This window comes from Shewanella denitrificans OS217 (genome assembly GCF_000013765.1).
GTDB lineage: Bacteria > Pseudomonadota > Gammaproteobacteria > Enterobacterales > Shewanellaceae > Shewanella > Shewanella denitrificans.
Window position 1 is genome coordinate 3,917,105 of record NC_007954.1, and the last position, 24,644, is coordinate 3,941,748.

The window sequence follows — 24,644 nt, forward strand, 5'->3', positions numbered from 1 at the left end:
TCGCCCTATTAATCAGTAAATTAGTCATTATTCGCCTAGCATCTGAAGGTTGCAAGCGTGTTACACTATTGTTAACTAAAAACTAAAGTGCTAGATTACTTGCCATCAAAAAGGAAGCAATAAACAGGCAATCGTTAAAGGACGCCGACTAAATTCAAATAACAAAAATTATATTTTGGAGTGTGTCCTTTATGAAATTATCTAAACTGTCTTGTGCCATCATGGCGTTATCTGTCGGTGTTATTGCACAAGCCAATGCAGCCGATGACCGTTATGTTATCCAGGTGGATAACTCAAAGAAAGGCGTAGTAAAAGCGCTAGCTAAACAACTGGGCGCCCAACTTCATGTCGATGGTGATGGCTTCATTGCTGCAAGCTTTACTGGTAAAGACCTTGAGCAAGTTAAAGGCCTGCTAAACAACCCACACATCAAGTTAATCGAACAAGATCAACCACGTCACTTAATGTCTGTCTATTCAGATGATGCTGGCAACCCGATGACACAGCAAGTGACGCCGTACGCCGTATATCAATCACAAGCCAATCAAGTTAATTTCAATGCCAGCGCTGGCATGAAGGTTTGTGTTATCGACTCAGGCCTTGACCGCTCAAACCCTGATTTTGTCTGGAACAACATCACAGGCAATAACGATTCTGGCACAGGTAACTGGGACGTGAATGGTGGCCCACATGGTACTCACGTTGCTGGCACCATAGCTGCGGCTAACAACAACTTAGGTGTGGTTGGTATGGCACCTGGTGTTGATTTACACATCATCAAGGTATTCAATGCCGCAGGTTGGGGTTATTCATCGGATTTGGCTCACGCAGCTAACCTTTGTTCGCAAGCTGGCGCAAACATCATCAGCATGAGCTTAGGCGGCGGTGGTTCAAACAGCACAGAATCAAACGCATTTAAATCTTTCACTGACGCAGGCGGCCTAGTACTCGCTGCAGCGGGTAACGATGGTAACAATGTGCGTTCGTACCCAGCAGGCTACCCATCAGTAATGATGATTGGTGCCAATGATGCTAATAACAACATCGCCGATTTCTCTCAGTTCCCAAGCTGCGCCTCAGGCAAAGGCAAGAACGCCACCAATGATGAGACCATCTGTGTTGAAGTTACGGCTGGCGGTGTTGATACACTATCAACTTACCCAGCAGGCATGGCAACAGCATCGAACATGACGGCAAACGGCGTGGCGTATGCGTCATCTGCAATGGAAAACCCAGGCTCAGCGTCAGGCTCAACCTATTTCATGGGGACGGCTGAAACAGTGCAGTCAGGTGCTAACGGTAACATCTGTGTTATCGACCGTGGAGTGATTTCATTCCATGATAAAGTGGCCAATTGTGAAGCCTCAGGTGGTGTGGGTGCTATTATCATCAACAACGCGCCAGGCATGTTAGCGGCCACCTTAGGTGATGCTAACACCACGACTATTCCTGCGGTTGGCGCCGCCTTTGAAGATCGCGCCGCTTTGGTTGCAGCGTCTACAGCTAGCATCAACATAGGCACATCAGACTACGGCATGATGAGCGGTACTTCGATGGCAACGCCTGCGGTTTCTGGTATTGCTGCACTAGTATGGTCTAACCATTCAGAGTGTACCGGTACTGAAATCCGTAACGCCTTAAAAGCCACAGCCCAAGACAGCGGTGCTACAGGCAAGGACGTGTACTTCGGTTACGGTATCGTTAAAGCTGCGGCTGCAAGCGCTTACCTAACGTCAAACGGTTGTGCGGGCGGCGTGACGCCACCACCAACAGGCGGCGACATCACCCTTAGCCTTAACGGTTATAAGAGCAAAGGCGTGCGTAAGGTTGATTTAAGCTTCTCTGGCGCTGCGGGTTCAAGTGTAGACATCTTCCGCAATAGCGTGAAAATCACTACCACAGCTAACGACGGTGCTTATACAGATACCCTAAGCTCGGCTGGCACTTACACTTATAAAGTCTGTTCTGCTGGCACCATCAGCTGCAGCGCAACTAAAAGTGTTAGCCTATAAATCATAGTTTAATAGGTCCAGCTAGCGCATGTTAGCCAACACCTAGCAAAACCCAAAAAGGCCAGCTGATGCTGGCCTTTTTAATGCTGGTCTTTTAATGCTTAAATTAGCAAGATGGCTAACTAGTTCGATGCTGCAAGCTGGAATATTTCCTACCTAGCTTGCTGTCATTACAGGCCAACAACTGCCACGTTTGGCAACCATTAAACTCGGCATAATCATTGACGGCTTGTTCAAACGCAGCGAAAAAATCATCATTATGCAACATCGCCTTTTCAGTTAAGGCTTTAGAAGTGAAGCTTAAATTTTGCAGCAATAAATGGCCATGACTTCTTTGGGCTTTGACATCCAAATGAGCAATAAAATCATCCTTCCACAGCACTGCAAGACTGTAATAACCAAACCTTCGCTTAGCTTCGGGAACATAGACCTCGAGCACATAGTTAAAATCAAATAACTGCGTTAATCTTGCCCTTTGAATGATGAGATTATCGAAAGGATTAATGAGAAAGACTTTTGATTTTTTTACCTTTTTTAAACCAATATTAGGGTCAAAGTAATAGTCTTGTCCCAACTGGGAAAAATGGCTCAAACTGCCAGCCTCTAGCAAATTTTGTATTTGCCGAGTCAACGCAGGCTTAAGCCCCTTGCGCAAATAACCTATCTCTTTGAGAGTACCGACCCCTTGCGCCCTAATAAAGCGACTAATCAAGTAGTGGGCAAATTCATCTTCAGTGGGCGCTTGGCGATTCACTGAACTGGGTAGCACACGCTCAGTGAGATCGTACACTTTTTGAAATTTATCACGGCGCTTCACCATGATGTCCCCTTGCATAAATAACTGCTCTAGGGCTTTTTTAGCCGGTTTCCAATCCCACCAACCACTGGTTTTGTTCGACTCAGGATGTTTAAAGTCACTGCTTTTAAGCGGTCCTTCCGTTGTTATCCGCGCCAATACTTCTTGCATAGCCTTATCATCAACTTCGAACCAATGCTTGCCCCCTTGTTGTAAAGCCAGTTTTCGCTGCAAGCTAAAACGGAAGTCTTCTATGGGTAAATAGGCCGCCGCATGGGCCCAATACTCAAATATTTGAGCATCGGCTAATGCTTGGTTCAACGTGCTGGGTTGATAATTGTTAAGCCGAGTATGTAGGACATGATGATGAGCGCGCTCAACCACATTGATAGAGTCAATCTGTACATAACTCAGCCTAGTGACAACTTCTGTCAACTTGGTTAATGGCGCAGTGAGCCCTTGCTGCTGCAAAATAAGCTGACGCCACTCTTGATTGGAATAAGGGCTAGTGTTGGCTGACATAGGTTATCCAGACTGAAAAAGGAGCCTTATCTTAGCCTCCTTCCCCATTGAACACACTCAGCATGGATCCAAACAAGCTTAGGTAATTTACTGAGATCGAGGCAATCCCTGTGCTCAGCGATAGCGGCTGCCTGCGGGGAAGTATCAAGATTTTCGCTTAAGGCTTCCATAAGCACAGCCTGAGCTTCTTTCTCCCCATGAACCAATACCACAGGGGGTGAATTTTCAAAATGTCGATACCAGCGTAATAACTCAGCCTGATCTGCATGAGCAGATAATCCACCAATGGTATGCAGCCTCGCTGCGACCTTCACTTTTTGACCATGAATAGTCAGCTCAGTAGCGCCGTCCACTAATAACCTTCCTGGGGTTCCTAGAGCCTGATAACCACAAATGATCACATCTGCAGCACTGCGCCACAAATTATGGGCCAGATGATTGCGAATGCGCCCCCCATTACACATGCCGCTGCCGGCTATGATAATAAGCCCTTCATGGATATCATTAAGTTCAATGGACTCTTCTGTACTACTGGTAAATTCGGCATTGGAAAGCAAAGGATGCTTACCCGGTGATAAGCGCGTAAAGCGCTTAAAGTCTTCATCCATTAATGGGTAATTATTGACATACACTTGAGTGGCTTTAATGGCCATCGGGCTATCTAGGCAAATTCGCCAACGGGATAAGTCCCACTCTTTTGCGTATAAATGGAATAAATACAATAACTCTTGAGCTCGACCAACGGAAAACGCAGGCAATAAAATATTACCGCGACTCTGTTTAATGGTGCTGGCAAAAATGGCTTTTAGTTCGGTTAAGGTCTCTTCCCAGCTTCGGTGTAATCGATTGCCATAGGTACTTTCCATAAGCACTAAATCGGCACTATCAATCAAGCAGGGATCATCGAGAATAGGCATATCGGCACGGCCAAGATCGCCGCTAAAGACGATCTTTTTCGCCTCACTCCCCTCCGCTAACCAAAGCTCAACGATGGCAGAACCCAAAATATGACCCGCATCGGACAAGCGCACACTGACATGAGGCATCAACTTTGTTTGTGCACCATATTCGAGGGGGACGAATAATTTAAGCACGGCTTCGACATCGTCTTCATCAAATAATGCATCGACGGGATCAAGATTTAGTTTTTTTAACTTTTTACTTTTTCTTTGCGCATCCCTTTCTTGCAGCATGGCGGCATCCCTTAGCATAATGCCGCACAGCTCTGCCGTCGCTTTATGAGTATAAATGGGACCATTAAAGCCTTGTTTAACCAGAAGGGGTAAACGGCCAGAGTGATCGATATGAGCGTGGCTCAAGATCACCGCGTCAATCTGAGATGGCTTAAAATCAAACGGATCATGATTACGTAACTCATCGGCCTTGCCGCCTTGAATTAAACCGCAGTCCAGCAGTAATTGTTGACCATCGACAGTGAGCAAATGACAAGAGCCTGTCACCTCTTGAGTTGCCCCTAAAAATTGTAAGCTCATCTCCATAACAGCATCCTTGTTTATCTTCAGCCAAGCACTTAAGCACAGAACTTAAATACAATACTTAAGCAACTCACTTTAGATTATGCTGTTTTAATGTCCAATAATGGAACCGAGATCAAAGAATGGCTCAATCGATAAAATTAGCCCTCCCCCTGTAAGCTAAGTATTTTGTATTCCAATATTTTTTAACAATTTATTTTTTTGCGCTTTTGCAAAACATTAAATGTTTCCTACACTCAATGAACAGCGGCATGAGATAGGGGAATAGCATTTACCTTTTGCTGCTCCCATTAATTGCAGCGTCAGTAATAATCAAAAGATCAACATACGCTGGTGTTTAACTAAGCCAAACTCACAGAAGATAGACACGATAAAAGGGTCAAGGAGTGTTAATGCGTACAGGAGTTCATATTTATCCCCCAATATTGGGTCTGCTGGGCAGTATATTGCTGCTGTCTTTCTCGCAAGTGAACCTTAGCACTAGCTTAGCTGCCTTAGTTTTATTTGCCCTAGGCCTACTCTTTGGTCATTGGGTAAAGCAAAACCAAAAGGAGTGCAGTGAACGCTTAGCGGCAGCACAAGCCAGCAATGAACAACTCACAGATTCAAGCCTAAATGTCAGTAATCTAGACAATCTTTGCCTGCAAGTATTTCCAATTTGGCGTCGCCAGGTTGAAACGACTCGGCTGCAAACAGAAACGGCCACCACAGACTTAGCATCGAATTTTAGTAATTTAGTCGTGCGCCTCACTCACTCATTTTCCAGTAACGCCAGTGGCAGTACAGAGAAAAACTCCATAGAAAGCACCTTTTCTTTTGCCGAAAAATCTCTACAAGGCGTGATAGGTTCCCTGCAGACGACCCAACATGACAGGGCCGCCATCTTAGATGAAGTGCGTATGCTCACCTCCTACACGGAAGAGCTTAAACGTATGGCTGCAGAAGTGGATGCCATCGCGGGACAAACAAACTTACTGGCGTTAAATGCCGCTATCGAAGCAGCACGAGCCGGCGAAGCGGGCCGTGGCTTTGCCGTTGTTGCCGATGAAGTACGTAAGTTGTCATCACTTTCTAGCGCCACAGGCAAAAACATGACAGAGAAAGTCAATGTCATTAACAATGCCGTCAACAACGCTTTCGCCGTCGCCGAAAAAGCCACATTAGATGACGATGGCATTATGGACAGGGCTGAAAACTCCATTAAAGAAGTGCTTTCAAGCTTTAGCTCCACAGTTAAAGATCTCGCGCAATCCAAAAAAGTGATGCAAGAGGAAGGACTTCATATTCAGCAAGAAATAGAACAGATGCTAGTGTCTTTGCAGTTTCAAGATAGAACTAGCCAAATTTTGGCTCAAGTTAACAAGAGTATGGAGGAACTGGGGCAAACCATGGAGCAAGCCCATAGCAATCAACACTTAGGGAATGCCTTTACTGAAAAGGATGTCAGCCACTGGCTAAGCAAAATGGAGAAGGGCTACGCCATGCTCGAGCAAAGGAGTAACCACGATTCTCATCATGCTAAATCGGCGCCAGTTGAAGACATTACTTTCTTCTAAATGCAGTAACCTTCTCCCCAAGGCTAAGATAATAAAAGGAATACTCTATGTCTAAAACAATCATGATAGTGGATGACTCAGCAAGCTTAAGGCAAGTGGTTAGCATAGCGCTCAAGGGCGCAGGCTATAACACCATCGAAGCCTGTGACGGAGTCGATGCGCTAAAGAAGCTCAATGGCGCCGCTGTGAATCTGATTATTAGTGACGTCAACATGCCCAATATGGACGGCATTAGCATGGTAAAGGAAGTCAAAAAACTCCCTGCTCATAAGTTTACCCCCATCATAATGCTGACCACTGAGTCCCAAGCGGATAAGAAATCCGAAGGTCAAGCAGCTGGTGCCCGTGCTTGGGTAGTTAAGCCTTTCCAGCCACAGCAAATGCTTGCGGCCGTCGCCAAACTTATTTAAGCCCTATGACACCTAAAAGGATGTGGTTGCCATGCTAACGTTTTCTCAGACCGATAATTTGTCCCAGGCCCAAATTGAAGGGGCCATGACGATCCACAATGCTTTCGAACTCAAAGGCCAGTTAATGCAAGTACTTAATTTTTCGCATTCTTTAGAGCTGGATTTATCGACGGTCACTGAAATTGATGGGGCAGGATTACAGCTACTTATTATGGCAAAGCAACAGCAAGCTCGTGCTCACCTAGAACTCACCCTAATTCATCACAGCGATGCGGTTGTGGAAGCGATGGAGTTAATGGGCTTAGTCAGTTGGTTTAATGACCCCGTGATCATGGCACGGCAATAGGTTCATCGAAGTTGGCTGTATTTGGGAATAATAGGGATATGACATGGATGAATTAGAACAAGTCTTAGGTTTGTATATTTCAGAGAGTAGAGAGCTACTGGATGAGATGGAAACGCTATTACTCAATCTTGAAAATGAAGAAGATAAAAGTGAAAGCCTTAATGGCATCTTTCGCGCTGCTCATACCATCAAAGGATCGGCAGGGATTTTCTCACTGGATGAAGTGGTACATTTCACTCATGGGGTTGAGAGTTTACTGGATAAAATGCGCGACGGAAAAATTGCGCCTAACGCCGAACTGACGTCATTACTACTGGACTGCAAAGATCATATCAGCCAGCTTATCGATAATGTGGAGAATAAAGCCAGCCTCACTGAAGAAGCCTCATTAAATGGTAAAACCTTACTGCAAACACTGATCATAGTGGTGAAACAAGGCGGCACAGATGGTCCGCAAGATGTTCCACCAGTCACGACAAATGTCGCCACGACTCAGCCAGTTGAACGAGTCAAGAGCCCTAAAGTGGAAAGTGATAATTGGCATATCTCGGTGCGCTATCATGAAGACTCCTTCCGTTTCGGCATGGACCCCTTAGCCATACTGCGCTATTTAGCCACCTTAGGCACCATAGAAACCATTAAAACCTTGTTCCCAGCCATGCCTGAAGCCCAATATATGGATCCTGAATCTTGCTATCTGGGCTATGAAATTAACTTTAAAAGCCAAGCTGATAAACAAGAAATTGAAGGGGCATTTGAATTTATTCGCGAAGATAGCCAAGTGCATATCCTGCCGCCCAGTAGCCGCGTCAGCGATTACATCAACTTAATTAAAGCTTTACCTGAAGAAGAGCTGCAACTCGGGGAAATTCTGGTCAAATGTGGTTCGCTAACCCCCAATGAACTGGAATTTGCTCTGGGCTTGCAACGGGAGCTTAAAAGCCAATCCATAGATGTGCCCTTAGGCTCGATTGTGGTCAACAATGGCCTGACGCCGCAACCTGTGCTTGAATCTGCCATCGCAAAACAAAATCAAATTAGGGATGGTAAAAACAAAGAAAGCCAATCTGTTAGGGTCGATGCAGACAAGTTAGATCAGCTGATAAATCTGGTCGGTGAACTGGTCATTGCCGGCGCCAGCTCAAGCTTACATGCCCACACCTCAGGTGACAGAAAATTGATCGAGTCCTTCTCCTTATTAACCCGTTTAATGGAAGAAGTCCGTGACGCCGCATTGCAACTGCGCATGGTGCAAATTGGCGGAACCTTTAGTCGTTTTCAACGTGTGGTGAGGGATGTGGCCAAAGAGTTAGGCAAAGACATAGAGCTTGTGATCACAGGCGCCGAAACTGAACTTGATAAAACTGTGGTCGAGAAAATCAGCGATCCTTTAATGCATTTGGTGCGTAACTCTATGGATCATGGCATAGAGGCCCCAGATGTTCGCATGAACAAGCAAAAGTCTCCCAAAGGAAGGCTCTGTCTCAATGCTTACCATGATTCGGGCATGATAATCATAGAAGTGTCCGATGATGGCGCTGGCTTAAATCATGAACGCATACTGCAAAAAGCCATAGAAAAAGGCCTAGTACAAGAAGGTGAACAGCTGGACATAAGCGAAATCAACAACCTCATTTTTGAACCCGGATTTTCTACCGCAGAGGCCGTCACTAACCTTTCGGGAAGAGGGGTAGGCATGGATGTGGTTAAACGTAACATTACTGCCCTGCGCGGCACTGTCGATGTGCAAAGTACCTTTGGTCAAGGGGCACTGTTTAGCATTCGATTGCCACTTACTCTCGCCATTATTGAGGGCTTCTTAGTGGAAATCGATACCTCCTCGTTCGTTATCCCCCTCAACATGGTGCTGGAATGTGTTGAACTCAGTGAATACAACTCGGAGATCGATCCTAATACCCAGCAGAGTTACATCAATCTGCGTGGTGAAGTACTGCCCTTTATTCGCTTAAGGCGCTTGTTCCACTTAGGTGGACAGACGCCAAAACGAGAGAATGTCATCGTCGTATCTTACCTAGGCAGCAAGGTGGGACTTGCTGTCGATAAACTAGTGGGAGAGTTCCAAACCGTCATCAAGCCGTTAGGTAATATTTTCAGTCACATTCAGGGAATTAGTGGCTCGACAGTATTAGGCAGCGGTGAAGTGGCATTGATTTTAGATGTACCCAACTTAGTCCAGAAAATATTGACAACAGAATCAGCCAAAGCCCTCTACAGCCAAGCTTGATTTAGGATTTATTTACTTTAAGGAATATTCGGATGTTTAATAATATGAAACTAAGCATGCGCCTCGGAGTGACCTTTGCGCTTCTCATTATCTTGATGCTGGTCATCATAGGGATAGGCTTAAAAGAGCTCTCGGCCGTTAATAACATCACCCATCAAATTGTCACCGATGATTGGCGAAAAACTGTACTGGCTAACGACATCATCGATATTGCCAACAGCAATGCTAAGACTCGCTTAGAGCTGCTGCTCAACGATGATCCCGCGGATCAGAAGCGCCTACATGATTTATTGGCATCCAACAGGACTGGTATAGATCAGAAAACCGCCGAGCTTGAAAGCATGATCAAGAGTGCTGAAGGCAAAACCAAACTGGCACACTTGAAAGAAGCTCGAGTAACCTTTCAAGGTGAATTTTCTCAAATTAATGCCCTATTGGCGCAAGGTCAAAAAGAGGCGGCCATCACTAGCATGCTCGATAATGCCATGCCCAAACTCAATGACTATTTATCCTCTGCTAACGATTTGATCGCTTTTCAGGGTTCAATATTAGAAGGGTCTGCCGAGTTATCGAGGCTCAGTTATGAGGATGGCGTAATGGCCATGAGCATCACAGGAGTGTTGGCATTTATTGTCGCCATAGGCGGTGCGTTCCTAGTCACTAAATCCATTACTCGCCAGCTCGGAGGCGAACCCAGCTATGTGACCGATGTGGTGAGCCGCATTGCTAACGGCGATTTGCAAATTAAAGTGGATGTAAAATCCAATGACACCAGCAGCATGTTATTTGCCGTCAATGCCATGGTGAATAAATTGTCTGAAATTATTTCTAGTATACGCACCTCAGCCGATAACCTATCCAGTGCTTCGGAAGAAGTCTCAGCCACAGCCCAAAGCATGAGCCAAGGTGCCAGTGAGCAAGCGGCGAGTGTTGAAGAAACCTCTGCATCTATTGAGCAGATGTCTGCCTCCATTAGCCAGAACACCGAGAATGCCAAGGTCACTGACGGCATGTCATCAAAAGCCGCTAAGGAAGCCGATGAAGGAGGTAAAGCGGTACAGCAGACCGTGGCGGCGATGAAGTCTATCGCTGATAAAATCAGCATTATTGACGACATTGCCTATCAAACCAACTTGTTAGCCCTAAATGCCGCGATTGAAGCCGCCAGAGCGGGTGAGCATGGTAAAGGCTTTGCCGTGGTCGCAGCTGAAGTAAGAAAACTTGCCGAACGTAGTCAAGTGGCGGCACAAGAAATTGGCGGCGTAGCCAGCAACAGCGTAGGGCTGGCAGAGAAAGCGGGGAAATTGTTGGATGAAATTGTGCCTTCAATTAAAAAAACCGCCGATCTCGTGCAAGAAATCAGTGCAGCCTCCGAAGAGCAATCCTCGGGAGCCGCGCAGATCAACACGGCCATGGAGCAGCTCAGCCAAATCACTCAGCAAAGCGCCTCAGCATCAGAGGAATTAGCCGCGACTGCGGAAGAAATGAGCAGCCAAGCCGAGTTATTGCAAGATGTGATCAGCTTCTTCAAAGTTGGTACGCCAGAGCGTCAACAGAACCTGCAAACTAAAGTCGTTAAAAATAGCGCTTATGCAGAAACACCAAGCCGCCGCAATAAATCCAAAACTGCAGTCAGCAACGAGCATGATTTCGTTCGATTCTAGGAGGCTGAGATGAATTTACCCAATAAGCGGGCATCGCAGCCGGCGGAACATCAGAGTAGCGATGAGGATAAACAGTATTTAACCTTTATGCTCAAAGACGCCATGTACGCCATTGGCATATTGCATATCAAAGAAATTTTGGAGTACAGCAATGTAACCCCTGTGCCCATGATGCCAAACTTTATTAAGGGGGTGATTAACCTGCGCGGTGCTGTGGTGCCTGTTATCGACCTCTCCGCCCGCTTTGGCTGCAATCAAAGCAGCATAGTGAAGCGCACTTGCATCGTTATCATCGAAGTATTGAATGAAGAAGGCATGCAAGACATTGGTGTGGTGGTAGATGCGGTCTCTGAAGTCATTGAAATAAGCCGAAGTAATATCGAGCCCGCGCCCGCTTTCGGGGCTCAAATTCGCGCCGATTTTATTCAAGGAATGGGTAAGATCAATGGCGACTTTGTCATTATTTTGCAAGTCGATAAGGTGTTGTCGGTTGAGGAAATGTCTATGGTGAGCAACCTCGCCCAAGGTCAGGGCCATGGACAGAAAACCGTTGCAGAACAAAGAACCAACTAGTGTAACTTAGCCAAGGCCGACAAGTGTACAGGTTGGCCTAACTCGAAACTTTATGCTTGTAAGCTCTGAGAGTGTCTATATGGAAGTGTTAAATCTCAGTGATAAAGAGTTTTCCTTATTTCAAAACATGATCTATGACATCGCAGGAATTAATCTGTCCGCAAACAAGAAAGCCCTTGTCAGCAGTCGATTAGCCAAAAGAGTGAAACATTATGGACTGAGAAGCTACAGCCAATATTTTGAATTACTCAAATCTAAATTGCATAACGAGCATCAAATTGCCATCGATTTACTCACCACTCATGAGACCTTCTTCTTTCGGGAACCTAAACATTTCGAGTTCCTGCGAGATAGAATTATCCCCAACTGGAACCAAAGTAGCCACAAGGTGTGGAGTGCGGCGAGTTCCTCAGGCGAGGAAGCTTATACCTTAGCCATGATATTAGCCGCACATGCCAACAACAAGAATTGGGAAATTGTGGGTACAGATATCAGCACACAAATTCTAGAGCGTGCTCGAAGCGGCCACTATGCCATTGAGCGAGCAGACAATATTCCTAAGCAATATTTATCAAAATATTGCCTCAAAGGCATAGGTCAACAACAAGGTACCTTTATTATCGCCCCTGAGATCCGCAAGCAAGTGCAGTTTATTCACGCCAATTTGAAAGATAATTTAGGTCATCTTGGCAGTTTCGATGTGATTTTTCTTAGAAATGTACTGATTTACTTTGATGTCAAAACCAAGCAGCAGGTGGTCAGCCAACTGTTGAAACAACTCAAACCCAACGGCTACTTTATCGTTGGCCACTCAGAAAGTCTTAACGGCGTTGTGGACAATCTTAGAGCCGTTGTCCCCTCCGTGTATCAAAAGCTATGAATACTGTGTTAGATACACACATATTCAAACAGATCACCCTCCAGCCCGGGGAATTTCATTTTGCCCAAGGAAAAATCAGAATAAACACATTATTAGGCTCTTGTGTTGCCATTACCTTATGGCACCCCGATAAACATCTTGGGGGTATGTGTCATTATATGCTGCCAAAAAGCAGCCAGACCCAGCGTTTAGAACCAGGTTTCTTTGCCGATGGTGCTATGAAGTTATTCCTTGATGCCATTAAACTGCACCACACCCAGCCAGAGGATTATCACGTCAAACTTTTTGGTGGTAGTAACATGTTTCGTCAGCTCAATAGTCATCATCATTTCCTCAATGTAGCGGAGAAAAATATTGCCGCTGGACTAAAATTACTAAAACAAAACGGTTTTCACATTCAGAATATGGATTTAGGCGGTGCTGTTCACAGGCAAGTTTACTTAGAGCTATGGAATGGGGATGTCTGGGTAAAATATGGTGGGATTGAGACTGCTAGAGACACATTATGACAAAAATTAAGGTGATGATAGTCGATGACTCCGCCATCGTCAGGCAAGTGATGCAAGCCATACTCAATAAAGACCCAGGTATTGAGGTGATTAGCGCAGTGGCAGATCCCATATTCGCCATGAATCGTATGGCAATCCAATGGCCCGATGTCATAGTGCTGGACATAGAGATGCCGCGAATGGATGGGGTGACCTTCTTAAGAAAAATCATGGCAGAGCGGCCAACCCCTGTGGTAATTTGCTCAACCTTAACCGACAAAGGCGCCGAGACCACAATGCAGGCCTTGTCTGCTGGTGCGGTAAGCATAGTCACTAAGCCAAAAATCGGTTTGAAAGACTTTATTCAAGATGCAGCCAGTGATATCACTAATGCCGTCAAAGCCGCGGCCAAAGCCAATATGAGCAATATTCGCGCCCCAAAAGCCGCCGTGAAAGTACGTGAAAAAAATGGCGTCGAAAGCCTTATCCCCTGCGGCGCCAGTGCCATGTCTAAAACCACGGAGCATGTGGTTGCCATTGGTACCTCAACCGGCGGCACCCAAGCGTTAGAATTTCTGCTTAAAGCCCTGCCAACCAATGCGCCGGGTATTGTCGTAGTGCAACATATGCCGGAGAAATTTACCGCCTCTTTTGCCGAGCGCCTCGATTCCATCTGTGACATTCGCGTCAGTGAAGCCCGTCATAACGACAGAGTGCTCCCAGGGCATGCGTTAATTGCCCCCGGTGGAAAACACATGATGCTCAAACGCAGTGGTGCTCAGTACTTGGTTGAAATTATCGATGGGCCTCTGGTCAATCGCCATAAACCTTCGGTGGATGTGCTGTTTCGCTCCACCGCAAAATGCGCCGGAAAAAATGCCGTCGGTTTTATCTTGACCGGCATGGGCGATGATGGGGCTCGGGGCCTTAAAGACATGTTGGATGCTGGCGCACCGACCATAGCGCAAGATGAAAAATCCTGCGTGGTGTTTGGCATGCCAAAGGAAGCCATCGCCCTTGGGGCGGCCGGTAAAATTCTACCTTTAGCCCAAATTCCTCAAGAAATCATGCGTTATGCTCACCTAAAAGATTAATTCCTAAGCATATGGAAATTAGTTAATCCGTCACTGTGACTTTTTCGATGATGATGGCTTTCACTGGCACATCATCATGATCGCCTTTAGTGGTGGTTTTTACCTTTTCTATCTGCTTAATGATGTCCATACCCGCACTCACCTTGCCAAAGACGGCATAGCCCCAACCTGCATTTGTGCTTGCCACATGGTCTAGAAAATCATTATTGCCCACATTAATAAAAAACTGCCCAGTCGCTGAATGAGGCGCATCGGTGCGAGCCATCGCAATAGTGCCCATCACATTACTCAAGCCTTTATTGGCCTCATTGACTATGGGGTCATGGGTGGGTTTCTCATCCATATTTTCAGTAAAACCACCCCCTTGGATCATAAAGCCTTTAATGACTCGATGAAAAATGGTGCCCTCATAAAATCCTTCTTTACAATATCTTAAAAAATTTTTTGAACTCACAGGGGCTCGCGTCATATCTAGCTCTATGCTGATATCGCCAAGATTGGTGCTAAAAACGATCATAATTATTCCTTAATGTCTCTCGATAATGTATCTCGATTGCGCCTAAGCATTAAAGCGAAAGACTAAAAAAACCGCGCTATGCACGGCTTGAAGTGAACATTAAGCTCACCGACTTAAAAAAGTATATTAGCATTGACTCGCTAATGTATTAACCTAAACCACATCGCCCATCCAGCGCTTTAGCAGCGGCGACATGATGAAGGTCAACAAGGCGCCTCCCAAGGCAATCCACATTATGTCTTGGTAGAGTAAGCTGAAACTTTGATGCGAAGTGATGCCTGCTATATCCATGCTCGCTTGACCTGCAAGCAAGGCGGCGATGAATTCAGCAATCGCAGAGCCAAGAAACCATAATCCCATCATAAGGCCAACTATTTTTGGCGCGGATAATTTAGTGATCATTGAAAGCCCTATGGGGGAGATGCATAATTCCCCCGTAGTGTGCAGCAAGTAAGCCAGCACTAACCAACCTAAGGCCACTTGCTCACTACCTTCTGCGAAATACAAGCCAACCACCAAGGCCAAAAAGCCCAAGCCCACTTGCAATAGCCCTAGCGAGAATTTCATCGGCGTACTTGGGCAGTAATTATGCTTCGCTAGCCATTGCCATAACTTGGCAAAAACTGGCGCTAACATAATGATAAAAATGGCGTTAAGTGATTGCAGCATGGGCGCGGGTATCGTCAGCCCAAAAACGAGCCTATCAGTTAACCTATCGGCAAACAGGTTCATCGAACTCCCCGACTGCAAGAAACACAAGAAAAACACGGTCGACATCATGATGAGGCTGACGGCGGCATAGAGTTTTTGTTTAACTTCAGATGACACTTCATTGAGGCAATACCATACAAGCCACAGACCAATAGCCACAAATGCCAGCCCCAATACTCCTGCCACCAGCTGATGATTACCGATAAGCAGCATAACAACCGCCACCAAACCTAGGCTGCCCAGATAAATCAGCTTCTCTCGGCTAATGCTAAACCACACAGGCTCAGTTAACTTAGCTTCATTCGGTGCATCGGCAACCCCAAGCAGGTGCTTATGCCCACGCAGGAACACCACCAGCCCGAGTAGCATGCCAAAACCCGCCAAACCAAAGCCATAAGCCCAGCCGTAGGTGACGCCCACATAGCCGCATATTATCGCCGCCAAGGCTGAACCTAAATTAATCCCCATATAAAACAAGGTAAAACCCGCATCTTTTCTAGGGTCATTCACTTGATACAGCTTACCCACTATGCTGGAAATATTAGGCTTTAAAAAACCCACCCCGACGATAATAAATGACAAAGACAGGTAAAATGCCGTCAACCCTGTGCTCGAAACACGTTCGCCCGACTCGTTGATATAAGCAGCGCTGCCTTCAAATGTCATTCCCAAATGGCCAAAACACAACAAGACAGCGCCCAAGACTACAGCCCGCTTTGCACCTAAATATCGATCAGCCAATACGCCACCCACTAAGGGCAAGGCGTAAACTAAAGCAAAGTAGTTACCAAAGATGCTGGCAGCCTCTTGGTCACTAAACAAGAAATGCTCTGTCAGATAAAAAATCAGCAAGGCCTTTAGGCCATAGAAGCTAAATCGCTCCCACATCTCAGTAAAAAAGCACACGTATAAGCCCTTTGGGTGTACTTGATTAGTCTCTTTCTCGTTATTAGTCACATCCAAGCTATTTTCCACAGCAGCGCTATTGTCCATGATGTTCTCATTGTTAGTTTTATGCTTGCCTTAAGCTAACCCCTTGTCTTGTAAAAGACTTGAAGCTTAGGTGAACCCTAGTGGAATATTCGGTGAAGCTGGGTGAAGGGGATTGCTAAAGGGTGAAAGCGAGGTAAAGTAAGGGGTAACTCATTGGTTCATCATCACACTAGCCCATATACAGGTGACGCTATCTACTACCGCTACCAATTTAACGACCTCACACTCAATACCCGCTTAGGTACCTTAGTGCGAGATGACAAACTCGAAGTTAGGCTGCCTTGGCTTAGCTATCGCCTGTTATCCGTACTATGTGAAGCTGCCCCTGGGATTGTGAGCCAAGAGCAATTGCTTGAAAAAGTCTGGCCGGATGTGGTGGTGGGTGATGAAACCCTAAAGCAGAGAATAAAGTTACTCAGGCGCGCACTGAATGATGATGCCCATACCCCGATTTATATAGAAGCTATTCGAGGGCGAGGTTATCGACTATTGCCTCAAGTCATAGTGACCAGTGAGGTCACCCCAACGCGAATGACAAGTTTAGATTTAGCCAATGACACCCATGTGATGCCAGAAGATGGCAAGAGTTATCCGTTATTTTGGAAACTAACCTCTTTAAGTTTAGCGGCCTTAATGCTCATTTTTGCTCTTGTAGCGCTATTCATTTCATCGGGCGATAACCTCGCCAAGCTTGACGAAAACGCACCGTCATCGCTAGCCTCACCAGGTTTTGATGTTGAACTCTACCTCAAGGGGCTGGATTACTATCATAGGTATCGAGAAGCCGATAATCTCCATGCCATAGAGTTGTTCACTTCGGCTCTTGCCATCAATCCAAATTTAGCCTTAGCCTATAGCGGTTTATCCGATGCCTATAGCCAAGGCGTGTTTCAATTTAACGCCCCGCGGCTCTGGCAACAAAAAGCCATCGACGCCGCTTATAAGGCCATTGCCTTAGATCCCAACTTGGCGCAAGCCTACAAATCTTTGGGCCTGGCTTACTACAACAAGGGCTGGCTCAATAAAGCCATCAATGCCAATGTTAAAGCATTGCAAAAACAAGCTAACTATCATGAAGCCATGACAAACATAGGTTTCATCTACCGAGAAATGGGCCAGTTATCCAAATCTATGATGTGGATTAATAAAGCCCTCACTCTCAGCCCCAACCATAGCGTTAGCTGCGTGCATAAGGCGCAAAGCTTAATCGCCCTAGAAGACTTCCCCAAAGCGCAGCTGTGGTTGGACCGCGCATTAAGCTTACAACCTGACTCGCTGCTGGCCAATGACGCGCAGGGACTATGGTATCTTCATCAAGGGCGATTCCTGCAAGCCAAGGCCCATTATTTTAAGCTCTCGCAAGACCTGCCGCGACAAACTCACTTTATTCACGGTCTAGCCTTAAGCCAGCTTTATCTTGGAGAGTTTCAACTCGCCATAGATACCAGCAAATCCCTATTAAACTCAGACAACCCCCAAATTGCCTTACAAGGTCGGTTACTTGCAGCCCTTGCTAAGTCAGCATTAAAAGAGAATGACAATCAACAGCTTGAAGATGAAATTTCGATGAGTGATGGTAATGTTTCCGAGGTCTCAAGTGAGCATAGCATTGCACTTGAGCTGCTAACCCAAGAATTTAAACAGCGGTTACTGCAAGGCTCAGACAGGGCGGCAGATAGCTTATCGCTGGCATTGCTGTATGCCGTGCAAAATGAGCAAGAGGCCAGTTATCGTTATTTGATCCAAGCAATCAACCAAGGTTATTTGGCGCAACAATTACTGACTCTGCACCCCAGTATTAACACCTTGCGCAATGACAGTCGCTTCACACAATTAATGGATGAGTTGCTACAGCAGCTAACCTTCCAGAAACAAGCCTATCAAGAGCAAAAGTGAATCAAAGACGCAAGCCAGTAATTTCCAAACGCAGCCTTAATCTATATACAAGGCTGTTCAATCAAAAAAATGCTTGCCCCATTGGGCAAGCATTTTCTTTAGTGCTAAGACCTAAACACCTAAATTAAGCACCAGCTTTCACTTTAATTAAAAGCCGATAGCCCAAGTCACATGGGTTAAATGACGAACACCATTTCTGTCGATGCGCAAAAACTTTTCAGCATTCCCCCGCCTTCCCATCGACATACCCCAGCCAACATCATTATTTGAACCTGCTTTGTTACATCCTTTTCCGGGAGGAGCATTACAAGCTCTAGCATCTGGGTTTTCACCCGCACCAGCATAAGAGTTATAACTATCTAAGTGTCCATATATACTAGTTAGTTGTTCAAAATCATGAGTGTTGGGATACTCGAAAGGGGGATTTTGATAATCCATGCAACTAAAAAGAGACTGATTATTAAAATCTTCATCTTGATGGTCCAAACCTAAGTTATGGCCTATCTCTTGACAAGTCACACTCTGCTTCCAAGCCTCATCATAGTAAGGATCTGAAAAATACGTGTCATTTAACTTGGTATAGCCAGTGGTGATATGCCCATTGCCATCCAAAGAAATACCTGCAATTCCAAGCCAGCCTGTGTTGCCGTAAGCCAAATTACAAATTCTTAACTGTCCCTCGATTGAACTGCAACGGCGGCGCACTTTGGTGTTATTAGCACCACTACTGTCTTCAACCAGAACCACCATAGGTGAGAGTGACCAATCAGAGATGGCTTGTACCACATAGGGTTGCCAATCAGGGGTGGTGTTGTTAACTAAGATTAAATTAAATGAAGCGCTAGTTCGCGCCCAGTGATAGTCATTCCATGAATGGTCTGCAACACTTACCGAAGGCAAGAGCAAGGTCCCTAATATTGCGGTAATTATTCGTTTCATTTTAAACCTCCGAATAATAGACATAACATCTGGAAATCTAAGTATAGTTAAGCAAGGCTCAGGCCTTAGACTAAATTATTCCTGCAAACTCCCTTGTTCATACTCTATCAGTGCACTCCAGCTTCCGGTTCAACATATGTTAATGCTTAACTGCATTGACCACCAGTTTCAAGGCTTCGGAGCCAAATTAGGGATTGTCTCTAATGCTCATTGCTTGTTACTGTAGTGCCCGTTAAGCATGCATTGTACTGCTTACATTAGCGCTATTGAGTTGCTCTATGACTAATCTTGCCAAGCCATTAGGTTCTACGCTCATGTGGCTAACTATCATCTCACTCAATGGACTAACAATAATTAGGGCTAACCCAAGGATATATTAATGCGTAAATCTCTCATCACAGTCGCCGTAAGTGCGACGCTTATGCTAAGCGCCTGTCAAGATAACTCAGTGGCGGACAGCAATATGACCACCCAAGCTCCAGCAAGCCAAACGGCAAGCGCTGTAAACGTGCTATTAACCGCTAGTCCACTGCAAGATTTTGCACCGCAATTTGATCAAATCAAAGCCAGTGATTTTGTGCCTGCATTCACCCAAGGCATGGCAGAGCATAAAGCCGAAATCGACGCCATCATCAACAACAGCGAGCCTGCGAGCTTTGATAACACCTTAATGGCATTGGAAAAATCAGGGGCGTTACTCAATCGCACCCAAAGAGCCTTCTTTACTTTATCTGGGCTCATCTCTGATGATGATTTCATCCAAATTGAGCAAGACATGGTGCCGTTATTAACCAGCCATGAAGACAACATCTATTTAGATGCTAAGTTGTTTTCCAAAATTGATGCCATTTACCAAGCCAAGGCGGCATTAACAGGCGAAGATCTACGCTTAATCGAGGTCTATTATGATCAATTTGTTCGCGCAGGCGCCAAGCTCGGGGCAGACGATAAAGCCAAGATGCGCACACTCAACGGCAAGCTGGCAAAACTTGAGACTAACTTCTCACAGAATATACTTAAGTCTTTCAAAAACGATGTTATTTTAGTTGAGGACAAAGCTCAGCTTGCCGGTTTGTCTGATGACACGATTGCTTCACTCGCCGCAGCTGCCAAAGCCGTTGGCAAAACAGGCTATATGATCACCCTAGTGAACACTACTACTCAGCCACTGCTTTCAAGTCTTGAAAACCGTGAGTTAAGACAGAAAATCTGGGAAACCTCAGCCTATCGCGCCATGGACACCAATGCGCCACTGAATATCAAAATCGCTCAGCTTAGGGCAGAAAAGGCCGCCTTGCTTGGCTTTAAAGATTGGGCCAGCTATTCGGTTGCCAATCAAATGGCTAAGACCCCAGAAGCGGTTTATAGCATTTTAGATGACCTAGCCCCTAAAGCCTTAGCCAAAGCCAAGATTGAAGCTTTGGATATTCAAGCTGAAATCAAAAAAGACGGTAAAGATTTCAAACTTGAAGCGTGGGACTGGGCCTATTATGGTGACAAGGTTCGTCAAGCTAAATACGATTTAGATGAAAACCACGTTAAGCCGTATTTTGAATTTAATACTGTGCTCAATGATGGCCTATTCTTCGCCATGAATAAGCTTTACGGCATCACAGTCAAAAGCCGCAGCGATTTACCCGTATGGCACAAAGACGTACTCGCCTATGAAGTATTCAACCAAGATGGCAGTACCATAGGCTTATTCTATCTTGACGCTTATGCCCGCGAAGGCAAGAGTGGTGGCGCCTGGATGGACGAGCTAGTAAGCCAATCGACCTTACTTAACACTAAGCCTGTGGTGTATAACTCGCTGAATATTCCAAAACCCGCAGAAGGTCAACCCACCTTGATGACCTTCGATGAAGTTTCCACCTTATTCCATGAATTCGGTCATGGCATTCATGGGTTATTCTCTCAGGTGAAATACCCAAGCCTTGCAGGCACAGCAACGCCTAGGGACTTTGTCGAATTCCCCTCTCAAGCCAATGAAGATTGGAGCATAGAGCCGCAGGTTATTGCCAACTATGCTAAGCACTACCAAACTGGCGAGGCTATCCCCGCCGAATTACTGGCTACGGTATTAGAGGCCCAGACCTTCAACCAAGGTTTTGGCACCACAGAATATTTGGCGGCTGCACTTTTGGATATGGAATGGCACTCTATTGCGCCTGGCACTGAAATCAAAGACGTGCAAACGTTCGAGCAGCAAGCGCTAGCAAAACACGGCTTGGATTTTAATCCTGTTCCCGCCCGCTACAAGACCACTTATTTTAGCCACAGCTTCGGCGGCTATTCAGCAGGATATTATGCTTACCTGTGGACTGAGGTATTTGCCGCAGACTCGTTCGCTCATATGGACCAGCAAGGCGGATTAACCCTAGAGAACGGCAACAAATACCGTCAAACCATTTTGTCTAAAGGCAACAGCCAAGACTTGATGCAAGACTATATCGATTTTAGTGGCAGTAAGCCCACCACTGAAGCCTTGCTTAAACGCCGTGGTTTAGTGAACTAACACTGCATTGAGCGCTAACACTGCATTTAATAAATAGGGAGTTCAGCATTAACTGGCTCCCTAGTTTTTCTCCTAATAACAACAGACATTATATCAAAACAAGAACAATCAAATAAATCAATATAAACAATGGATAATACAAATTACACCAGTATTTTACTATGCCTAACTATACTATTCCCTCAACACCTCCTATATTAGAGAAACAGTTAACACCACTGTAATAACAGTATTAGGAAGATTTGATGCAAGGGCTCGCGTCTCTACACTCTCCCGAGGTGATATTCAGAATGAATAACGAGAAAAATAAGCGAGTTAATGTTCAAAGACAGAAAAGAGCCCAGTTTATTGGTAAAGGCTTCGGCTATGTTTGGCTAATCTGTCTCACTTGCCTTAGCGGCAACCTGAACGCTAAAGACCTTAAAATTGGCGTCAGCTTTTCCATTCCCCCTTATGTCATTCAAGAAACTGACACAGGTATTGAACTTGAATTGTTGCAGAGCGCCCTTGCTGTCAGAGGCCATAAGGCCAACATAGAGTATCAGCCTTTCTCACGCACATTCCGTGAGCTCAAAGAAGGTAAACTAGACGGCATTATTAACGCCAAAAAAAACATATTAGAGAACGTGTTTTATTCTGATGTGGTGATACATTTTCAAAATTGTGCCATCAGCCTTAAAGACAAGAAGCTCGGCATCAATGTACTCGAAGATCTAAAAGGGAAAAGCATAGTTGCCTTTCAGCGCGCCTCAACGCTATTGGGTGACGACTTCCACCACACAGTGAAACACAATCCTAATTACAGCGAGATTTCCAATCAAATAGTGCAAGTGTATATGTTGATGAAGAAAAGGACTGATGTGGTGGTGATGGATAAAAATATTTTTATCTACTACTTAAGGCAGTCATACCTCAATGGCAAACTGAATAAAGATGAAGTACAACAGGAAGTGATTTGCCACAAGGTATTTCCACCGACACCTTATCGATTCGCATTCTTACACGCCAACATCCGCGATGACTTTAATTTGGGACTCGCGCAAATAAAACAAGACGGTACCTTGTCAGCTATCCAACGTAAATATCAGCTTTTATTGTCATTAACCTTAGATGAAGACGTCACCATACGTTTGGCCTCTGTGCCCAAATAGGCTTAAGTACGTCTAAGTAAGCCCAAATCCAGCAACATACCACTAAGGGGAGTTAATCCCCTTAAAAACCGCTATAATGCTAGCCGTACTACAGCCAGTAGTAATAAAACATTGACCCAAACAGCATTAGAGACTCCCATGGCCAAAACCTCAGCAGCACTTCACATCTTAGTCAAACACCAAACCCAAGCCGAAGACATCATCAAACAGCTGCAAAATGGCGCTAAATTTGATGTGTTAGCCAAGAAGCACTCGACCTGCCCCTCGGCCAAAAATGGCGGCAATCTTGGTGAGTTTAAGAAAGGTCAAATGGTGCCACAATTCGACAAAGTCTGCTTTAGCGGTGAATTAATCATCCCCCATCTGGTTAAAACCAAATTCGGCTGGCACGTGATCAAGGTACTCTATCGCACCTAAACGGCAACTCAGGTGTTCATGGGAGGATGCCCAACTTTATCAAGATCCCAAGCAGGGAGGATTACAGCCAACAATCTTGGCTTAATGCTCCGTTCGCATGAGATTTGTTCATAGATACGCTTAAACATCGCATTAAATCAATAAGGTCCAACAACTCAAACTATCTTTGAACATAATGATGCTGGCCTGAAATTCCGCCATACTGGCTTATCATGGCATTCACTCACCGACACGCGTGAATATATCCCTATAGCTCTCTTCGACGTCCTGTCTCAGAAGGTCGTCTCGCAAATCACCATGCTTCACCAATAAAGTTGGGTGCCATTGTTAAGTTGTTTGAATTCAATAGAGTGCCCATGTTAAAGCAAGCTGGATAAACAAGGTAATCTAATTTTTTTGCTCTTCAAGCCTGCATAAAAGATAACACTAAATTTAACGGCTAAACTTTTAGCTCCTTACGATTAAAACTAGCTTTTGCTTCCGCTAAAAAGCTCTCATTTTCAGTAACTCGCCTTACAATCTCACGTACAGCTAAAGGAGAAAAAATGTGTTTATCGGCAATGGTTTGATGAAAATGAAAATCGTTGTTATCCATTTTCCATTTGAGCTTCTGCAAGCAGGATTGAAAACAATTGCGGTTAAAACTGGGTTTACCGCCCTTCTTTGTAACGAGGCAACGATTCAACTTAGCTTCATCAAATCTCCCCTCCAGCTCAGCCATAATGGCTTTGATTGCATTATCTTGAGTTAATGGGTGAGACTCTTCAGGATTAACGGTTTTATTGATAATTAGGGCATTTTTTAGATTCTGTAAGTCTTCTTGATTCCCATTTGCATTGGCAATAATTGTTTACCCATCCTTGGCATACACTAGAGAAACGTTAATCGGTATCGCAAACTCAATGTCATTTGAGTTTTTAATATCCTCTTCAGCGGCCATTGCTAGCCCTAGAATGTCATCTGCTGCCAAGCCATAATTTGTTCTGAGTACAGATGCAGGAGGAAGCTTGAAATCACCAACCAAAGAAAGCATACCGCTGTGCTGTGCATGGAGAAAGGGGGTCTCAGTAAACTGTTCAAATTTCGCTGAATAATTCAAAACTCCCGATTGAAATACTCTAGATGCCAAACCTTGAAGCTCAGGCATCAACAGATGAACAGCCTTATCTCTCCAATCAGCGATTATTTCAATATTCTTCCGGATTGAATGAGCCCCTTTAAAGAGCCTGTCTAGAGCTACTCTTAATGATATTGTTTCTCTAATGCCTTTTTTCGATGACGGCTTATAAATACTATCTTCGCCATCTCGTTCAATGAGTATTGCCTTTATCAATTGCTCCCAAGACATTGAGAACAGAACAACGAAACCATATATGGACGCTCCCGGTGAGTCAAGGCAATAATCTGCTCACCTAAGGCTTTT

21 protein-coding genes are annotated in these 24,644 nt (G+C 45.2%); 14 read left to right on the forward strand and 7 right to left on the reverse strand.

Annotated features, from left to right (window positions below):
- The first annotated feature begins 191 nt into the window (after positions 1-191).
- Entirely contained in the window at positions 192-2,012 is a 1,821-nt protein-coding gene (locus tag SDEN_RS17100) for a S8 family serine peptidase (RefSeq protein WP_011497711.1), read from the forward strand.
- 118 nt (positions 2,013-2,130) lie between these two features.
- Here SDEN_RS17100 and SDEN_RS17105 read toward each other — a convergent pair whose 3' ends face one another.
- Both SDEN_RS17105 and SDEN_RS17110 read right to left on the reverse strand, forming a co-directional pair.
- Positions 2,131-3,330 carry a winged helix-turn-helix domain-containing protein gene (locus tag SDEN_RS17105; protein ID WP_011497712.1) on the reverse strand — a complete coding sequence of 400 codons (1,200 nt, stop codon included), beginning with the start codon at positions 3,328-3,330 and terminating at the stop codon, positions 2,131-2,133.
- A gap of 26 nt (positions 3,331-3,356) precedes the next feature.
- Positions 3,357-4,829, reverse strand: a complete 1,473-nt coding sequence (locus tag SDEN_RS17110; RefSeq protein ID WP_011497713.1) for an MBL fold metallo-hydrolase RNA specificity domain-containing protein — start codon at positions 4,827-4,829, stop codon at positions 3,357-3,359.
- 389 nt (positions 4,830-5,218) lie between these two features.
- On the opposite strand from SDEN_RS17110, the gene SDEN_RS17115 reads away from it, so the two are divergent.
- From SDEN_RS17115 to SDEN_RS17155, 9 genes are read left to right on the forward strand one after another with little or no spacing between them, the layout of a single operon-like run.
- Positions 5,219-6,382 carry a methyl-accepting chemotaxis protein gene (locus tag SDEN_RS17115; RefSeq protein WP_011497714.1) on the forward strand — a complete coding sequence of 388 codons (1,164 nt, stop codon included), beginning with the start codon at positions 5,219-5,221 and terminating at the stop codon, positions 6,380-6,382.
- Positions 6,383-6,429: 47 nt separating this feature from the next.
- The gene (locus tag SDEN_RS17120) at positions 6,430-6,792 is read left to right on the forward strand and encodes a response regulator (RefSeq protein ID WP_011497715.1); all 363 of its coding nucleotides are present in this window, start codon (positions 6,430-6,432) and stop codon (positions 6,790-6,792) included.
- Between the two features lie 31 nt (positions 6,793-6,823).
- Positions 6,824-7,138, forward strand: a complete 315-nt coding sequence (locus SDEN_RS17125) for an STAS domain-containing protein (protein WP_011497716.1) — start codon at positions 6,824-6,826, stop codon at positions 7,136-7,138.
- A 43-nt stretch (positions 7,139-7,181) separates the two neighbouring features.
- Positions 7,182-9,383, forward strand: coding sequence for a chemotaxis protein CheA (locus tag SDEN_RS17130; protein WP_011497717.1), 2,202 nt, complete (start codon positions 7,182-7,184; stop codon positions 9,381-9,383).
- A 32-nt stretch (positions 9,384-9,415) separates the two neighbouring features.
- Positions 9,416-11,047 carry a methyl-accepting chemotaxis protein gene (locus SDEN_RS17135; protein ID WP_011497718.1) on the forward strand — a complete coding sequence of 544 codons (1,632 nt, stop codon included), beginning with the start codon at positions 9,416-9,418 and terminating at the stop codon, positions 11,045-11,047.
- A gap of 9 nt (positions 11,048-11,056) precedes the next feature.
- Entirely contained in the window at positions 11,057-11,620 is a 564-nt protein-coding gene (locus SDEN_RS17140; protein WP_011497719.1) for a chemotaxis protein CheW, read from the forward strand.
- 52 nt (positions 11,621-11,672) lie between these two features.
- Positions 11,673-12,500 carry a CheR family methyltransferase gene (locus SDEN_RS17145; protein WP_011497720.1) on the forward strand — a complete coding sequence of 276 codons (828 nt, stop codon included), beginning with the start codon at positions 11,673-11,675 and terminating at the stop codon, positions 12,498-12,500.
- Positions 12,501-12,505: 5 nt separating this feature from the next.
- Positions 12,506-13,009, forward strand: a complete 504-nt coding sequence (gene cheD, locus SDEN_RS17150; RefSeq protein ID WP_198134607.1) for a chemoreceptor glutamine deamidase CheD — start codon at positions 12,506-12,508, stop codon at positions 13,007-13,009.
- Positions 13,006-14,082 carry a protein-glutamate methylesterase/protein-glutamine glutaminase gene (locus SDEN_RS17155; protein ID WP_011497722.1) on the forward strand — a complete coding sequence of 359 codons (1,077 nt, stop codon included), beginning with the start codon at positions 13,006-13,008 and terminating at the stop codon, positions 14,080-14,082. Before cheD ends, SDEN_RS17155 begins: the two co-directional genes overlap by 4 nt.
- A 22-nt stretch (positions 14,083-14,104) precedes the next feature.
- On the opposite strand, the gene SDEN_RS17160 is transcribed toward SDEN_RS17155, so the two are convergent.
- Together SDEN_RS17160 and SDEN_RS17165 are read right to left on the reverse strand one after the other, a co-directional pair.
- On the reverse strand, positions 14,105-14,599 hold the full coding sequence (locus SDEN_RS17160) for a peptidylprolyl isomerase (RefSeq protein ID WP_011497723.1): 495 nt from the start codon (positions 14,597-14,599) through the stop codon (positions 14,105-14,107).
- A 153-nt stretch (positions 14,600-14,752) separates the two neighbouring features.
- Positions 14,753-16,303, reverse strand: coding sequence for a peptide MFS transporter (locus SDEN_RS17165; protein ID WP_011497724.1), 1,551 nt, complete (start codon positions 16,301-16,303; stop codon positions 14,753-14,755).
- A gap of 153 nt (positions 16,304-16,456) precedes the next feature.
- On the opposite strand from SDEN_RS17165, the gene SDEN_RS17170 reads away from it, so the two are divergent.
- Positions 16,457-18,199, forward strand: a complete 1,743-nt coding sequence (locus SDEN_RS17170; RefSeq protein WP_011497725.1) for a winged helix-turn-helix domain-containing protein — start codon at positions 16,457-16,459, stop codon at positions 18,197-18,199.
- A 147-nt stretch (positions 18,200-18,346) separates the two neighbouring features.
- Here the strand turns inward: SDEN_RS17170 and SDEN_RS17175 are convergent, their stop codons facing one another.
- On the reverse strand, positions 18,347-19,138 hold the full coding sequence (locus SDEN_RS17175) for a hypothetical protein (RefSeq protein WP_011497726.1): 792 nt from the start codon (positions 19,136-19,138) through the stop codon (positions 18,347-18,349).
- 379 nt (positions 19,139-19,517) lie between these two features.
- On the opposite strand from SDEN_RS17175, the gene SDEN_RS17180 reads away from it, so the two are divergent.
- The 3 genes from SDEN_RS17180 to ppiC all read left to right on the forward strand — a co-directional run bounded on the left by SDEN_RS17180 (position 19,518) and on the right by ppiC (position 23,221).
- Complete coding sequence (locus SDEN_RS17180) at positions 19,518-21,653, forward strand: M3 family metallopeptidase (protein ID WP_011497727.1); 2,136 nt, start codon at positions 19,518-19,520, stop codon at positions 21,651-21,653.
- A 290-nt stretch (positions 21,654-21,943) separates the two neighbouring features.
- The gene (locus tag SDEN_RS17185; protein ID WP_011497728.1) at positions 21,944-22,804 is read left to right on the forward strand and encodes a substrate-binding periplasmic protein; all 861 of its coding nucleotides are present in this window, start codon (positions 21,944-21,946) and stop codon (positions 22,802-22,804) included.
- Positions 22,805-22,942: 138 nt separating this feature from the next.
- On the forward strand, positions 22,943-23,221 hold the full coding sequence (gene ppiC, locus SDEN_RS17190; protein WP_011497729.1) for a peptidylprolyl isomerase PpiC: 279 nt from the start codon (positions 22,943-22,945) through the stop codon (positions 23,219-23,221).
- A 439-nt stretch (positions 23,222-23,660) separates the two neighbouring features.
- On the opposite strand, the gene SDEN_RS20710 is transcribed toward ppiC, so the two are convergent.
- The gene (locus SDEN_RS20710) at positions 23,661-23,942 is read right to left on the reverse strand and encodes a hypothetical protein (RefSeq protein ID WP_011497730.1); all 282 of its coding nucleotides are present in this window, start codon (positions 23,940-23,942) and stop codon (positions 23,661-23,663) included.
- Between the two features lie 129 nt (positions 23,943-24,071).
- A complete protein-coding gene (locus SDEN_RS20715; RefSeq protein WP_332248845.1) occupies positions 24,072-24,596 on the reverse strand; it encodes a DUF3644 domain-containing protein in 525 nt (174 codons plus the stop codon).
- Positions 24,597-24,644: the final 48 nt, after the last annotated feature.